This window comes from Halosimplex litoreum, from assembly GCF_016065055.1.
Classification (GTDB): Archaea; Halobacteriota; Halobacteria; order Halobacteriales; family Haloarculaceae; genus Halosimplex; species Halosimplex litoreum.
Genome location: NZ_CP065856.1, coordinates 1,184,002 through 1,198,489 on the forward strand (window position 1 = coordinate 1,184,002; position 14,488 = coordinate 1,198,489).

Annotated in this window: 14 protein-coding genes; 3 read left to right on the forward strand and 11 right to left on the reverse strand. The window is 64.7% G+C overall.

Translation table 11 applies throughout. From position 1 onward, the window contains the following. Positions 1 to 241: 241 nt before the first annotated feature. From I7X12_RS05805 to nadE, 5 genes are all read right to left on the reverse strand, one after another. Positions 242 to 703 carry a DUF7519 family protein gene (locus tag I7X12_RS05805; protein ID WP_198062913.1) on the reverse strand — a complete coding sequence of 154 codons (462 nt, stop codon included), beginning with the start codon at positions 701 to 703 and terminating at the stop codon, positions 242 to 244. A gap of 109 nt (positions 704 to 812) precedes the next feature. Then, positions 813 to 2,303 (reverse strand): DUF58 domain-containing protein, encoded by a 1,491-nt coding sequence (locus I7X12_RS05810; protein WP_198062914.1) that lies wholly within the window; start codon positions 2,301 to 2,303, stop codon positions 813 to 815. Next, positions 2,296 to 2,910 (reverse strand): DUF7269 family protein, encoded by a 615-nt coding sequence (locus tag I7X12_RS05815; protein WP_198062915.1) that lies wholly within the window; start codon positions 2,908 to 2,910, stop codon positions 2,296 to 2,298. The genes I7X12_RS05810 and I7X12_RS05815 overlap by 8 nt, the downstream gene beginning before the upstream one ends. After that, complete coding sequence (locus tag I7X12_RS05820; protein WP_198062916.1) at positions 2,907 to 3,926, reverse strand: DUF4129 domain-containing protein; 1,020 nt, start codon at positions 3,924 to 3,926, stop codon at positions 2,907 to 2,909. The genes I7X12_RS05815 and I7X12_RS05820 overlap by 4 nt, the downstream gene beginning before the upstream one ends. A gap of 99 nt (positions 3,927 to 4,025) precedes the next feature. Next, a complete protein-coding gene (gene nadE, locus I7X12_RS05825) occupies positions 4,026 to 4,874 on the reverse strand; it encodes an NAD(+) synthase (protein WP_232343070.1) in 849 nt (282 codons plus the stop codon). Positions 4,875 to 5,134: 260 nt separating this feature from the next. On the opposite strand from nadE, the gene I7X12_RS05830 reads away from it, so the two are divergent. Further along, positions 5,135 to 6,172 (forward strand): DHH family phosphoesterase, encoded by a 1,038-nt coding sequence (locus tag I7X12_RS05830; protein ID WP_198062917.1) that lies wholly within the window; start codon positions 5,135 to 5,137, stop codon positions 6,170 to 6,172. Positions 6,173 to 6,226: 54 nt separating this feature from the next. Here I7X12_RS05830 and I7X12_RS05835 read toward each other — a convergent pair whose 3' ends face one another. Beyond that, a complete protein-coding gene (locus I7X12_RS05835) occupies positions 6,227 to 6,697 on the reverse strand; it encodes a lanthionine synthetase LanC family protein (protein ID WP_198063799.1) in 471 nt (156 codons plus the stop codon). Between the two features lie 150 nt (positions 6,698 to 6,847). Between I7X12_RS05835 and I7X12_RS05840 the strand changes: the two genes are divergently transcribed. Both I7X12_RS05840 and I7X12_RS05845 read left to right on the forward strand, forming a co-directional pair. Then, positions 6,848 to 7,528 carry a DsbA family protein gene (locus I7X12_RS05840; protein WP_198062918.1) on the forward strand — a complete coding sequence of 227 codons (681 nt, stop codon included), beginning with the start codon at positions 6,848 to 6,850 and terminating at the stop codon, positions 7,526 to 7,528. Further along, on the forward strand, positions 7,521 to 8,111 hold the full coding sequence (locus tag I7X12_RS05845) for a hypothetical protein (protein ID WP_198062919.1): 591 nt from the start codon (positions 7,521 to 7,523) through the stop codon (positions 8,109 to 8,111). Before I7X12_RS05840 ends, I7X12_RS05845 begins: the two co-directional genes overlap by 8 nt. Positions 8,112 to 9,239: 1,128 nt before the next feature. On the opposite strand, the gene I7X12_RS05850 is transcribed toward I7X12_RS05845, so the two are convergent. The 5 genes from I7X12_RS05850 to I7X12_RS05870 form a co-directional block, all read right to left on the reverse strand. Beyond that, positions 9,240 to 9,530, reverse strand: coding sequence for a hypothetical protein (locus I7X12_RS05850; RefSeq protein ID WP_198062920.1), 291 nt, complete (start codon positions 9,528 to 9,530; stop codon positions 9,240 to 9,242). Positions 9,531 to 9,979: 449 nt separating this feature from the next. Next, positions 9,980 to 12,073, reverse strand: a complete 2,094-nt coding sequence (locus tag I7X12_RS05855; RefSeq protein ID WP_198062921.1) for a hypothetical protein — start codon at positions 12,071 to 12,073, stop codon at positions 9,980 to 9,982. An 82-nt stretch (positions 12,074 to 12,155) separates the two neighbouring features. Beyond that, a complete protein-coding gene (locus tag I7X12_RS05860; RefSeq protein ID WP_198062922.1) occupies positions 12,156 to 12,485 on the reverse strand; it encodes a hypothetical protein in 330 nt (109 codons plus the stop codon). 106 nt (positions 12,486 to 12,591) lie between these two features. After that, positions 12,592 to 13,902 carry a hypothetical protein gene (locus I7X12_RS05865; protein ID WP_198062923.1) on the reverse strand — a complete coding sequence of 437 codons (1,311 nt, stop codon included), beginning with the start codon at positions 13,900 to 13,902 and terminating at the stop codon, positions 12,592 to 12,594. 40 nt (positions 13,903 to 13,942) lie between these two features. Further along, on the reverse strand, positions 13,943 to 14,467 hold the full coding sequence (locus tag I7X12_RS05870) for a hypothetical protein (RefSeq protein ID WP_198062924.1): 525 nt from the start codon (positions 14,465 to 14,467) through the stop codon (positions 13,943 to 13,945). Positions 14,468 to 14,488: the final 21 nt, after the last annotated feature.

Consider the following 14,488-nt stretch of genomic DNA (forward strand, 5'->3'; position numbering starts at 1 on the left):
CGGACGGACGGCTCGTAGTAATCGACCCTGAAACGGCCGGTATCGAGACGTTTCGCTGTCGTAAGCCGGGAGTACTCGCCGAGTTCACTCGACGCGGTCGGAGCGGACCGCACCGGCCGGCCCGGTCGCTCCACCGCTCGGAACCCCGAGGCCGCTCGACGCGGTGGCGAGCGGAGCGATCCGGCGGTAACCCGAGCGTATCGCTCGGTTACACGCGTCCAGACGCCGCCGGGTCGGCGCCTCACCGGTTCAGCGCGACGACGAGCAGCGTCGCGGCGATCAGGAGGACAAAGAGCGTGGTGACTGGCTGGCGGGTCGGCCCGACCTCGAAGAGGACGAGCCCGAAGACGGCCGTGAGGAGGCCGACGACGGCACCGACCATCGCGTGGAGATTCTCCGCGCGGACGGTGTCGGCTTGCGCCCCCAGCTGTCGGCCCAGCGAGACGGCGTTTGTCCCGGTGTCCCAGGCGACGACCGCCGCGACCGTCCCGAACAGGACCGCCGCCGCGGGGGCGTCCGACAGCGCCGCGACGGCGACGCCGAGGAAGGCCACCAGCCCGCCCGCGTCGACGGCGCGGTGGTTCGCCCTGTGGACGCCCGCGAGCAACGCGAGCGTCCCCAGCGCCGCCACGACCGCACCGGTCCCACCGCCGGTCAACGCCATCGCCGCCGCCGTCGCGCCCGCGACGCCAGAGACGACCAACGAGTGCCGCCCCGGCCGACGCGTGATCTCCGTCCCGCTCACGACGACCGCCTCCCGGGCCGCGCCGGCGCCACACGGCTCGTCCGGACCACGGCCGGTCTCGCGCCGCTCATCCAGACCACCGCCTGCGTGCGCGCTCGAGCGCCTCGGCCAGCCGCTCGTCACCGTCCCAGTCGACGACGCGCACGTCGCTGCCCCGCAAGTCGTTCAGCCGGTTCGACCGCTCGACGGCCGCCAGCCGCCGCCCGGGCGTGTCGCTCATCGTCGGGTCCGGGCTGATGACGGTGACTGCGTGGCCCCGCACGTGCAGCGAGCGGGCGATCACCGTGCTGGTGTCGTCGGGCATCGGCGAGACGAACACCACCTGCGCGTCGTCGTCGAGTCGCTGGGCCAGCCGACGCAGCTGGAAGCGGACATACACCCGCCCGTCGGGCGGGAGCGGCGACAGCGCCGAGTGGGTGGACAGCAGTTCACGGGCGCGAGCGCGGTGAGTCGGCCCCGCGCCGGGCGACAGCCAGACGGATTCGGCCGCGAACGCGGCGATCCCGACGCGGTCGCCCGTGTCGAGCAGCGAGTTGAACACGCGGCGAGCGGCGTCGATGCCCCGGTCGACGGCGTGTTGGCCGTCGTCGCCGGCCTGGAGGTACGCCTCCGGGCGCAGGTCGAGGACGACCACCACCGTCGCCATGCGCTCCTCGCGGAACTCCATCGTCGTCAGCGTCCGGTCGCGGGCGAACGTGTTCCAGTCGATCCGCGAGAGGGAGTCGCCGTGCTGGTACTCCCGTAGCGACGAGAACTCGGTCCCCTCGCCCGAGGAGTCCGTCGAGACGCGGCCGGTGTACGGCGACGTGAGCCCGCGCAACGGGACCGTCGCGGTCGCGTCGACCGGGGCCAGACAGGTGATCGCCGCCGACTCGGTCCCGACGTCGAGTTCGCGCTCGCGACTGCCGCTGGCGTTGCGGGCGATCACGGTCACCCCCTCGAACCGGTAGGCCCCCCGCCGCGCGAGGACGGTGTATGAGAAGGTCATCCGCGCGCCCGGGCGGAGCGCGGTCGCCGCCCGCGCCGGTCCGTCGGTGACCGCAAGCGCCTCCGGCACCTGCTCGACGACCCGCAGGTCCGCCAGCGCCGCCTCGCCCACGTTCTCGACGACGACCGTCACCTCGACGGTGTCCCCCGGCTCCGGGTCCTCCTCGGAGAGGCGCCGCTGGATGGCGAGCTCGGGCTCGGGCGCCTCGGTCGTGTTCGCGTACGCGAGATACCCGACGCCGACCACCGCCGCGAGCATGAGCGGCCGCGAGCGCAACAGGGCCCCCAGCCCCGCCGAGCCGAAGACGAGCGTCGCGAACCCTACCCAGTGGTTGGTCGACCGGAGCCGCGACGACCGAACCGTCGCCGCCGCTATCTCCCCGGCCCCGCCCGTGTCCACCGAGGCGTCGCCCGCGCTCGTCCCGTCGGCCGGCGCCGTCTCCACCGCGTCGTCGTCCCGCTCGGACCCATCGGCCGTCCGACGTTCGTCGTCGACCGCGACGGACGGCTCGTCGGCCTCGTCGATCACCGCCCGGCCGCCGTCCGGCCGCTCGGGGCCGTCCTCACTCATCGTCGGCCTCCGGTTGGCCGTCGGTCTCGCGTCGGTCGTCGACCGCCCGCCTGTCGTCTGCCTCCAGCAGCCGTTCGAGCGCGTCGATCGCCCGGACGGCGCGGCGCTTGAACGGCGACTCGCGGTCGAACAGCTCCCGGAGGCGGTCGGTCGTCGGCGCCTCGGGCACCCGACCGGTGAAGAAGGCCGCCGCGAACGGGTCGTCGGTCCAGGTCCCCTCGTCGAGCGCCCGCTGGGCCGCCTCCGCCGAGCCGCGCTCGCGGCGCCGGATCGTCTCGGCGGCCACGCCGCCGATCTCGTCGCGGATGCGGTGGCGTTCGGCCTCGTTGAACCGCGTCAGCTGCAGCCGACCGAGCCGCCGGTCCAGGTCGTCGCCCGGCGTCGGCAGGTTGACCGCCAGCTCGGCATCCGGCGTCTCCGCGTACTCGAGGTCGGTGTGGCGTCGGCGCTGGACCTGCGCCACCGCCCCTAGGAGGAGGACCAACCCGACGATCAGGACGAACGACTCGCCGGTCGGTAGCGGCGTCGTAATCGACGGGACGGCGAGCGCGGCGAGCCCGACGACGCCCAGGAGCACCCCCAGCGTCGCCGTGACGCTCCGACTCATCGGTCGTTCGCCTCCCCGTCGACACCGTCCTCGCCCCGCGACCCCTCGGCGTCCGCGTCGGCGTAGGTCGCCTCGATCCGCCGCAGCGTCTCGACGGCCGCTCGCTCGCGTTCAGCCGTCGGCTCCTCGCCGCCGTAGCGCACTTCCTCGAAGACCTCTGTGAGCCGGGCCACGTCCGACGGGTCCATCCCCGCGGCCGTCGCGGCGGTCGCGAACTCGGCGGGCGTGCTCGACTCGGGTCGGTCGACCGCGAGGTGGTCGGTCATCGCCGCCCACGCCCGGTAGACTTCGTTCTCGAACTCGTCGCTCTCCTCGATGCGGTCGGCCGCCCGCCCCGCGGCCGCGCCGACCGCCCGCATATCCGCGGGCGACTCAGGCTCGGGGTCGTCCTCGTCGCCGCCGCGCTCGTGGTCCTCGCGCTGGTCGTGGTTACCGGTCAACACCAGCGCGGCGACGGCGACCAGCGTGACGACGACGAGCACGAGCAGCGCGGCCGTCGAGAACGAGGGCGGCGCGACGGTGGCCTCCCCGCCGAACAGCCCGCCGCCCTCCTGTGCGGGTCGGCCACCGTCGGCGAGCGAGAGCAGCCCCAGGTCCGACCGACAGGTCGTAAAGAGGAGATACAGGAAGAAACCGGGGTAACCGACGACGAAGACGGCGGCCAGCCCCGTCGCCGCGTCGTCGAGCCAGCGACCGACCGAGAACACGCCGACGGTCCCGAGCACCAACAGCAGCTGGACGAGCGGCTGTTTGAGCCACGGCTGGCAGAACTGCAGCGGCGTCCCCCGCTCGAAGTCGAGGTCGAACAACGAGTCGCGCTGGCTCCTGCTGTCGCCGGTCGACTCCTCGGCCGGGGTGCGCTCGCCACCCAGCTGGTCGACCGGGCCGGTGTATCCCGCGCCGGCCGACGCGCTCGGGTCAGTCGTCGAGTCGAGCGTCGCCGCCGCGAACGCGATCACCGCGACGCACAGCACGGCGAGCGCGACCGTCCGCGGGCTCAGGCGTGACGCATCCACACCCGCCCTAGCGGGTAGCCGCCCTTAGGGGTACCGCAGAGCGAACCCGACGGGCGGCCCCCTCCCGAACCCGCGGACGGGCGACATCGAACCCCGCACTCACCGGTTCGTCGACGGTTTGGGCGGCATGTGTCGCTTGTGTCGCGTCGTCGCGCACCACTCTTTCAGCCGGGTCACGACCGAGCGGTCGATCCCCAGACGGTCGGCAACCGCCCGCGGCTCGCGGCCCTCGTCGACGTGGAGTCGCAGCGCCCGGTCGACTGTCTCGACGTCGACGTCGAGCCTGTCCGCGTCGGTCGAGTCGTGAGGCGGCGCGCGCTCGGCCCCTCCGAGCAGGTCGACCGGCAGGTCCATCGCCGCAGCGAGCGCGTGGACCTCCGTCCAGTAGAGATCGCCGAACAGGAAACAGTCGACGCCCGTCTCGCCGTACTTCGTCGCCGACCCGAGCAGCCGGGCCGTCCGGTCGACCGGCCCGACGACCAGCGACTCCCGACGGTTGGCGAAGTAGTAGGTCGTCGCCGTCCGGAACCGCTCGACGGCGTTGTCCGTCGCGACGATATCGTCGGCCGGACCGCCGGCGTCGCCCACCGTCTCCTGAAACGCCGCGACGACCGGCTGCAGCTGCAGTCGCCGGTGGTCGACGCCGAGCATCTCCGCGACCGTCTCGGCGGTCCGCGCGGTCGCCTCGTCGGTCAACCCCGCGGGCATCGTGAGCGCGAGCACGTCTTCGGCGCCGACCGCGTCGACGGCCAGCGCCACCGCCGTCGCGGTGGCGACCCCGCCGTCCAGCGGGACGACCAGCCCCTCGGCGTCGGCGTCGGTCACTCGGTCGACGAGGAACTCCGGCAACAGCTCCTGCAGTCGTCTGAGCGCGACGGTCGTCGTCGCCAGCCCGGTCTCGTCGCGGGGCAGGTCCAGCACGCGCGGGTGCCTGGCCGCGTCACTCACGGCGTACCACCGCCCCGGTCCGTCGGTTCGCGTCGTCGGCGTGGCGTCGTTCGGTCACACCTGATCCGGACGACTGGTCACCCTTAGCGGTTATCTACATACCTATCATGGGACCCCCGTAGCCATGATACACCTAATACGCGCTCGGCGGCGGGATCGGGGGCAGTGGCGGGTAGTGGCCGTCCCTCGAACGTCGGTGGCGTGTGCCGGCCGGGGTGTTTTGTCGGCCGCACGTCTAGACCGTTCGCCCGAACCACACGATGAGCGAGCCATCGACGACGCGCCCCGCCGGCGAGCTTCGCGACCTGCTCGGAGCGGGCGAATCGATCACCATCCTCTGTCACAACAACCCTGACCCCGATTGCCTGGCGAGCGCGCTCGCGCTCGGACAGATCGCCGCGTCCGCCGGCGTCGACGAGTGGCAGATCGTCTACAGCGGAGAGATCTCCCACCAGCAGAATCGCGCGTTCGTCACCCTGCTCGACATCGACTTAGAGCGGTTCGACCCCGAGACGGTTCGGGACCGGCCCGAAGCGTCGCTGCTCGCGTTCGTCGACCACTCGGTCCCCGGCCAGAACAACCGGGTCCCCGAGGGGACTCCCGTCGATATCGTCGTCGACCACCACCCGGCCGACGAGGTCGACGCCCGGTTCGTCGACCGCCGCGAGGCGGTCGGCGCGACCGCCACCATCTTCACCGAGTACGTCCGCGACCTCGACACGAACCTCGACGCGGACCTCGCGACCGCACTGTTGTTCGCGATCCGCCGGGAGACCCTGGAGTTCCTCCGCGGGACGACCCGCGCCGAGTACGAGGCCGCCGGCTTCCTCCAGGAACACGCCGACACCGACCTGCTCCGGCAACTGGCCAGCCCGTCGGCCAGCGGCGCTACGCTCGACGCCATCGCCACCGCCATCGAGAACCGCCGCACCCGCGGCTCGGTGCTCATCTCCCACGTCGGCCGCACCACCGAACACGACGCCCTCCCCCAGGCCGCCGACTACCTCCAGACGCTCGAAGGCGTCGAGACCGCCATCGTCTTCGGCATCGTCGGCCGCTCGATCCATCTCAGCGGGCGGACGACCGACCCGCGCATCCACCTCGGCGACGCGCTCGACGACGCCTTCGCCGACGTGGGCACCGCCGGCGGCCACCAGGACATGGCCGGCGGCGAAGTTCCGCTGGGCGTCTTCGCCGACTACACCGCCGACGACGAGCACCTGCTCGCCATGGTCGAAGCGGTCGTCAGCGACCGCCTCGTCTCCGAGTTGCGGCTTTCCGAGGACTCGTCAGGGTGAGCGACGCCGGTCGCGGACGACGGGAGCGCGGTCGGGCCGGCTCCCTGAGGACGGTCACTCCCAGAGGAGGAGACACGGGAGGTCCGCACCGGCCAGTCGGAGGAGGCTGTAGCCGATCCCGGGCTCGCCCAGGAACAGCGATTTCGCGTACCAGTTGTCGGTCTGCCACGGGACGGAGAACTCGCCCCGCTGTTCGGCCCGGTGGACGGCGTCGGTCGCCAGCTCCTCGGCCTGTCGCCAGTACGCGTCGACGTCGAGGACGCGAGACGCGCGGAGCAGGAACTCGACGCGGCTGAAATTACCGCAGCAGACCTGGTCCTCGCGCGCGAGGCTGTCGTGGTCGAGGCCGCCGAGCGCCCGGTCGAGGTCTCGGCGCAAGACCGGCCGCCGGTCGGTCTCGAACATCCGCAAGCGTGTGAGTCCGATCCCTGCGCGGCCGGCACACCACCCCTCGCGGTACCGATCGAACCGAAAATCAGGCCATCTCGGCTGCTCGGGGACGTAGTGGCGGTCCTCGAACCGCAGCGCCTCGACGGCCGCGGCCGAAAAGCGGCTCTCTCCAGTGGCGTCACCGAGTCGGTCCGGCGACCGCGGGTGCGGGGGCGCGTTTTCGCGGCCAGTTCGTGATTTTTGATTTGCATCATATTTTTACCTTTCGGCAGTCACCGCTCTAGCATGAACGGGACGAGTGTCGGACGCCGCCGGTTTCTGTCGGCCGCTGCCCTGTCCGGTCTCGGTGGGCTGGCCGGCTGTCTGGGATCCGGCGGCGTCTCGGACGCGGGGAAACGTGACGTTTCGTCGAATCCTGTCGCCAGTTCGTTGGACGGGCGTCCCCGACTCGGTCCCGCGCGGTCAGAGACCGACATCACGCTCGTGACCTTCGACGACCCCAGCTGTCCGTCGTGTGCCAGCTACCACGGCGGGACGTTCGGGGAGATCGAGTCGAAGTGGGTCGAATCCGGGAAGGCGACCGTGTACAACCGACTCTACCCGTACGTCGCCCCGTGGGGACGGACGGCTATCCACGCCCTCGTCGCGCTCAACCGCCGGCGACCCGAACAGTTCTGGTCGCTCAAGTCGAAGTACTACGCCAACCAGGACCGGCTCTCGGCGGACAACATCGTCGAGGAGACCAGGCGGTTCCTCCGGGACACCGATGTCGACGCCGACGCCGTCGCGCGGGCCGCGGAGAACGGCGCCAACGAGTCGTACGTATCGACGGAAGTGTCCGACGGGGACGACGCCGGGCTCTACGGTGTCCCGCTCACCTACCTGTTCGAGGACGGCGAGTTCGTGACGACGATCATGACCGAGAGTTTCGGTACGTTCTCCAGTGCGGTCGAGAGCCATGGGTAGCCTCTCGCTGCCGACCAGTTCGACGGACTGGCGCCGAACCGCCCGGACGACTCGGGACGTGCTTCGCTCGCCGCAGTGGCTGGCGGTGGCGGTCCTCGGGGCCGTGTTGACGGTCACGACGTTCGCCGCGTTCAACAGCCCGGTGTACGTCCGACGGGTCGTCGTCGGCGGCGACCTCTCCGTGGTCGGCCGGGTTCAGGCGCTCGCCTCGCTGTATCCGCTCGCCGGCCCCAGCACCTACGTGCTACAGGACACGCTCCTGTACGTCATCGCGGCCGTCGTCGGGACGAACCTCGCGGTGGTCGGGTATCACCTGCGCCGAAACACGGTCGGGCTGCGAAGCGGGACCGGAGGCGCGTTCGGCGTCGTCGTTGGGACCCTCGGTGCCGGCTGTGCCCCCTGCGGTGCGGCGGTGTTCGCGGGTATCACGTCGGTGTTGGGTGTCACTACGGGGGTTTCCGCGCTCCCGTTGAAAGGCGCCGAGTTCCTAGTGCTTTCGCTGGCCGTGGCAGTTCTCTCGCTGTACTGGGTCGCCGACGGCGTCAGAATGGCGGACCGCGAGGTGTGCCCCGTCGACCCCTGACCGGCGACCCGGCCTCTCCCACCGGTCGTCCGGGGGAGCGAGGATCCCCGCCCGGTCAGCGAGCCGAACGGGGCCGTCGGGAGTCGACCAACCGGTATTTTAATTATATTTAGAAAACCATATCATATATCACAACGGTGGGATAACTATCTCGCGAATATTCCGGGTGTTAGCACTCTACAGTCTGTTCGGCCCATCGGTCCGAGTCGTTCTGATAGACCATTTTTTGACCAGAATGCTGCCAGAGCACGGATCGCGGTCCATTTCGTAGGTTATCGTGTATGGAAATGAATCACACACTATCGTTGTTTCCCCCTGACTTCCCGATGAATCTATCGTCCCGATGCTATGACGGCAGACGACCGTTCCCTGTTCGTTTTGAACGACTACCGATACGTTTCGGATCGGTTCCCAGTCGCCGGAAACACCGACTTCCGTCTCGGCACGGATTTCATACCCGGACTCTACCTCACTCACATCGAGTGACCGGACGCTAATCGAGATATTCGAATCAGCCAGACATCCCGCAACAGCTACCCCTGCGAGTCCCACTGCGGCCAGAGTTTCGCGTCGAGTCACTCGATCAGTCATTTATCCAATTCGTGCCGGCAAATAGTATAGTTTCGTAGGGAATGCCGATATCGTTTTTGTGATCGCTACCCGTGTGGAGACCACCCGCTCAATCGTGTACCGCGAACCAATCAGTCGTCACATTCGACGATCTCCTCCGTCGACCAATCTTCTTCCTCGACGTACACTCGCTTGTGAACGGTGGTATCCCCCCGGCACGGATCACGGTCTAACTCGTACGTGATCGTGTGAGGGAACTCGTCGCAGGTGAAAGTGACCGGATCGTATTCACCCGATTTTGTGAGGTCACCAATCGGATTCCGACAGACGACGACATCCGCCTCAATTTATATTACAACTGATACGTTACGGAATGGTTCCCAATCACCGACGACTCCGACTTCCGGCGTCATCTCAATCGTGTATGTCCCATCTGATTCTGATACGTTGAGTGAGTCCGTCCCGAGACTCGCTTGAGACCCAGAATCAGGGACACAGCCAGCGAACGAAGCCATCGCTGCCGACACGACAGCGAGCAAACGTCGTCTCGTGAATCGGTCAGTCATTTTTCGATGGGATATCCTCAAAGTCTACCGTGAAGAGTTCCTCAATGCTGAAGACGAAGCGGTCCCCATCGAGGCTATCTGGTCGACCAGTCGGTGCCATAATACTCCACACGGAGTCCGGGTTCTGGCTGTTGGGGAAGACGACCTCCTCCCGCGTTTCGTCGTTGCCTCCACCGACGCCAAACTGACCGACACAGAAACTACCGCTGTAACACTCGGCGATGTGGCCGGACCCTTTGTCGTCGAGCCAGCCGATTCCCAGGCCGTGGCCGAGTTCGTACATAATCTCATTGCCTCGCGAATAATCCACGGTATTAACACTCTACATTTTCTGGGGCCCAACTGTCTGTGTCGTCCTGATAGACCATCTTTTTGACTAGAATACTTTCCGAGCACGGGTCCCGATCCATCTCGTACGTTATCGTATGTGGGAAATGTTCACACGCCATTGTTGTTTCCCCCTGACTTCCCGATGTATTTATCGTTCCGATGTTTCGACGACATACAACTGTTCCCTGTTCATTTTGAACAACCACCGATGCGTTTCGGATTGGTTCCCAGTCACCGGAAACTCCAACTTTCGTCTCAACGTGGATCTCGTATTCGGACTCCATTTCGCTCACATTGAGTGATCGGACGCTGATCGAAACATTCGAACCAGGACCGTGACATCCCGAGACAGATACTCCCGCGAGCACCATAGCGGTCAGGATATCGCGTCGAGTTACTCGATCAGTCATCTGTCGAAGGGATGTCCTCGAAGTCGATAGTCAGTACTTCTTCGATACTGAACCCATACATATTATTCCTGATCGGTTCCGGATCATCGGTGGGGGCCATAACACTCCAGACCTCTTGTCTATTCCCTCCGAGGACTACTTCCTCGGGGGTTTCATCGTTGCCATCGCCAACACCGAAGGCACCGACACAGAAACTCCCGCTGTAACACTCGGCGATGTGGCCGGGCCCTTTGTCGTCGAGCCAGCCGATTCCCAGGCCGTGGCCGAGTTCGTGCATCGTCGTGCTCTTCAACGTCTCGACGTCGCTTAATTCTGGTTGGTCGGCCAGTATGACTGATCCATACGGTGCGGTCGGGATCAGATTGCGTTGGCCCGGTGAGCCAGTGTGACCTTCGAGTCCGTCGACGTCGGAATCGATAAAGGGGTCGTGAGTCGACAATATCGGTGTGTCAGCCGCGTAGTTCGTCGCGAACAGGATGTGATGTCTACTGGTGTCGTCGTGGTACTGATCTTCTACCTTGTCGAGTTCGTGCGCGTTCAACCCAGGAAGGGTGACTGTGCCACCGCAGGTAGGTCCGGGCCCAGCTATAGGCTGTTTGCAGACACTAGTTACGTTGGCAGTCGTGAGGCGGTCGTCCCGGTGGAAGACGATATTGAGTCCATAGAGGGCATAGTTGTCCTCGATCGAGTCGAGCAGACGCTGCCCGCCGATGGTCTCGTTGTACGGGTTTTGTCCTTCGATCCAGTCCACCTCGACGTGCAGAGTCGTTCGCTGGTCCAGACTGGGTGTCGGCGTTTCCGGGACGGTCCCCCAGTGGAGTTCACCGATGTGGGTATTCGAGTGTTCGAGGTTGTTGTCGCCGTCGATGTCCGCACCTGTAATCGGACTCGAAACGTTGTGGATTCCGACCTGTTCGGAGACGATTTCGTCGCCTTCGATCCCATCTCCAGTTGAAAGATGCTCCTGGTACAGAACGACGTTATCAGACCACTCTACCCCGTAGACCCCTATCCAGCCGTCCCAGTACCCGTCACCGTCGGTGTCGGCATCCGCCGGGTCGGTCCCGTAACTCACGCTCTCGTCAGTCTTGACGACACTCCGGCCGTTGACCTTCGTCAGCCCGTGGACTTCTTGACCGTCGGTCAAGCCGTCGTCGTCCGTGTCGGGATCCCAGACACCCAGCTCGCCCGCGTTGAACACCTCCCAGTCGAGTTCCTCCCCGTTCGACAGCCACGTGTCGGTCCGGGTCGTCCCGTCCAGCGCCGTGAAGTCGAGCCGGTCGACGAAGTTCTTCCCGTCGTCGGGCCGCACGAAGTCGAAGTCGTCGGTCCGGTCGGACAACTCCAGCGACGACAATTGCTCGCGATTGTCGACGATGTGGGCGCCGATCGCCACCCTGGCACGGCCGTCCGCTTCGAGACGTTCGACGAGGTCCTGATGTCGCTCGGTCAGTTCGTACGTTACCTCGGCTCTGGGGTCGGTAAACGTGGTCGCTTTCTCGACGCCGTCGACGAGACCGTCACCGTCGGTGTCACGGTCCAGCGGATCCGACGCGACGTGTAGACTTCCGAGCGTTCGCCCACTCTTCGGTGGATCACTCTTCGAACGATTGTAGTACCGGAACGGGTCGCCGTTGGCCGTCTCGACGACGGTGATGTTCCACCCTCTGAACTCGTCGTCTAATGCGCCATCACCGTCGGTGTCCGGGTCCGTCGGATGTGTCGTCGAGTTGGCGACCAACCGCGCTGTCTCGCGCGTCTCGTTCGCGGGTAATCGCCGCACCGAGTACTCCTGGCTGTCCAACACACCGTCGTCGTCAGTGTCCGGGTCCTGCCAGGACGTGTTGAACGTCTGTGTCGGTCGAATCCGCCCGGTCGTACGGCCCGAATCCGTCGCCGCCCCGTGCTCGTACGTGTAGGTCTTGTTCTCCCAGCCGTTCCACAGCCCGTCACCATCCGTGTCCGTCCGCGTCGTCACCTGCAACCGCGTCGAGACGTTCGCCGACACCGCCCGCACCGTCACGTCAGTGCCCGGCTGGAACGCGTCGAACGAGACATATTGGCGCACCGTGCCGACCGTCCCCATGGTCAGATTGCACTCCTTCGAGAGCGGCAAGCAATTCTGAGGCCCAGTAGTCGGTTCGCCTCTGATCGTGGGTTTCCCGCGGTCAGTACTCTGGATCGTAGTCCGAATATGTCCTGTATCGGTGGATTCCTTCGTATTTATCGGTCAAACGTAAACCGATAGCGTCCCCAGCCGCGTTAGACGGTTGACTCAGTGAGTCGTACTTGAAATTGATATAGTGGGGGCGCTGGGGGAGTACAACGCTGAAATTGTGGTACCCCGTTCCACGTTCGTTGGCCATCGTTCCGAGGCTGTGGCTCTCGATGACACGCCTATTAGCGGAGAGGAAGACGGCTTTTACGCCTGTGAGTTTTACACCATCTCCCTGCCCCTGAATAGAGAGAGTTACTGTCATGTTGATCCCGGTATCCATCTGAGAGATTCGTTCCACATCGCCTTCCAGTGTCCACGATTGGGGACTGGCGTGACACCCAGCTACAACGACCAATAGACAGATCCCTGCTGTGAGGCTTATATCGTTACGAACCATCGTTTTCAACTGTGGCAATGTTGCGCAGTTCGACGGATAGTAGCTCCTCGATACTATATGCCATGTACGAACCGTTCATCGGGTGGGCAGCCGCTTCATCTACCCATCCGGAAGACATGACGCTCCATCTTGGATCGTCGAATACGGGCCTTCCAACGGCTTCGAGAGTCCGATCTACTGGAGGGTTCTCACTGCCGCTGTATACTTCACCGAACGGATTGAGTCCCACACCATCATCTTTCCGTCCAGCACCGATGATATGGCCGACTTCGTGTACTATCGTCTTTTGTAGATGATGTGCACGCTTGTGATTTGGATTCTGAGACTGGTCGTGATCCGCGGTGAATATGAGTACGCCCCATCCAAATCCAGCACTGTTCCCGTTTGTAGAAGCGATCCCCTCATCAAAACTTTGAACGATGAATTCAGAGTTATTCCCACCTTCCGTTGTCACGAACATATAGAGTTTCGACGGCTCGTCGTGATACATCTGCTCCAGAGCGACGCTCTCTTTGTAATCTATCGGCAAGCCGACTTTCCCATATTGCAGTAGTTTAGTCCGGAGATAAGAGCGGGAAAACGTATCGGAGCTTGTGAACGTGATGTTGAATCCGTATAACGCGTAGTTGTTGCTAACGTTCTCGAACAACTGTTCGAACCCGATCGGATGAGCGGAAGCGTTCTCGTACCGGTCGACTTCGACAGCGAGGTCGAGGTCGGGTTCCGAACCTGCGTCTATCGGATCTGCCGAATGGCCCGCTTTGCCGTCCCAGTACGTCTCGCCCAGATGGATATTCGAGTGTTCGCGTTTGCCGTCGCTGTCGACATCTGCACCTGGCACTGGACTCGAAACGTGATGGGTGCCGATCTGTTCGGGCACTACTTCTTCACCTTCGATCCCATCTCCAGTTGAAAGATGCTCCTGGTACAGAACGACGTTATCAGACCACTCTACCCCGTAGACCCCTATCCAGCCGTCCCAGTACCCGTCACCGTCGGTGTCGGCATCCGCCGGGTCGGTCCCGTAACTCACGCTCTCGTCGGTCTTGACGACACTCCAGCCGTTGACCTTCGTCAGCCCGTGGACTTCTTGACCGTCGGTCAAGCCGTCGTCGTCCGTGTCGGGATCCCAGACACCCAGCTCGCCCGCGTTGAACACCTCCCAGTCGAGTTCCTCCTCGTTCGAGAGCCACGTGTCGGTCCGGGTCGTCCCGTCCAGTGCCGTGAAGTCGAGTCGGTCGACGAAATTCGTCCCGCCGTCGGGCCGCACGAAGTCGAAGTCGTCGGTCCGGTCAGTCAACACGAGATCGTCGACGCGCCCGCGCCGCTCGACGATGTCCTTACCATGCCACCTTGCTGCCTGTTCTAGCCAAGGTAAGGTCCATAGTACGGAGTGCCGCTGGATTGAGCAGTCCAGTATTCGGCGAGGTCTTCGTTGACGTTCTGTGAAATTTCGGGAATTCTGCCTTCGAAGAGGCCCATTTTGACTGGTAGTTGGGCTGCCCGTCGAACATTCCCGCTTTGTAGTAGTAGAGGGTTTGAATATTAGACCGGGACCAAAAGTCAGGAGAGTCGACAATCACGTACTTTGGCGCGGTTTCGACCCGTACCGAAACGTTTAGTCTACTATTGAGTTCTCCGACTCCCCGTTTCTCTAATAATTCTCCGTCTTCAGAGTAGAAATAGACCGAGATATTTTCGATCCCTGGTTCCGAGTAAGGATTTGGGATAATCGCACCATGCATCTGAAATCGATCTCCAACCATTTCGAACTGGCCGTCAAACTCAACATCGGTCCCAGGTCCGGGGGAGATCGCGGCAGAAAACAGGACGAGGTAGATGACGGCAGCGACTACCAGTGCCAAGCAACCGAACAGTAAGTACCG

What these genes read in the sequence shown, in the direction of transcription:
- I7X12_RS05810 (WP_198062914.1), bottom strand. Translation starts at nt 2,303, where the DNA reads ATGAGTGAGGACGGCCCCGAGCGGCCGGACGGCGGCCGGGCGGTGATC.
- I7X12_RS05860 (WP_198062922.1), bottom strand. Translation starts at nt 12,485, where the DNA reads ATGGATACCGGGATCAACATGACAGTAACTCTCTCTATTCAGGGGCAG.
- I7X12_RS05815 (WP_198062915.1), bottom strand. Translation starts at nt 2,910, where the DNA reads ATGAGTCGGAGCGTCACGGCGACGCTGGGGGTGCTCCTGGGCGTCGTC.
- I7X12_RS05845 (WP_198062919.1), top strand. Translation starts at nt 7,521, where the DNA reads ATGGGTAGCCTCTCGCTGCCGACCAGTTCGACGGACTGGCGCCGAACC.
- I7X12_RS05850 (WP_198062920.1), bottom strand. Translation starts at nt 9,530, where the DNA reads ATGTACGAACTCGGCCACGGCCTGGGAATCGGCTGGCTCGACGACAAA.
- I7X12_RS05855 (WP_198062921.1), bottom strand. Translation starts at nt 12,073, where the DNA reads ATGGGGACGGTCGGCACGGTGCGCCAATATGTCTCGTTCGACGCGTTC.
- I7X12_RS05830 (WP_198062917.1), top strand. Translation starts at nt 5,135, where the DNA reads ATGAGCGAGCCATCGACGACGCGCCCCGCCGGCGAGCTTCGCGACCTG.
- I7X12_RS05840 (WP_198062918.1), top strand. Translation starts at nt 6,848, where the DNA reads ATGAACGGGACGAGTGTCGGACGCCGCCGGTTTCTGTCGGCCGCTGCC.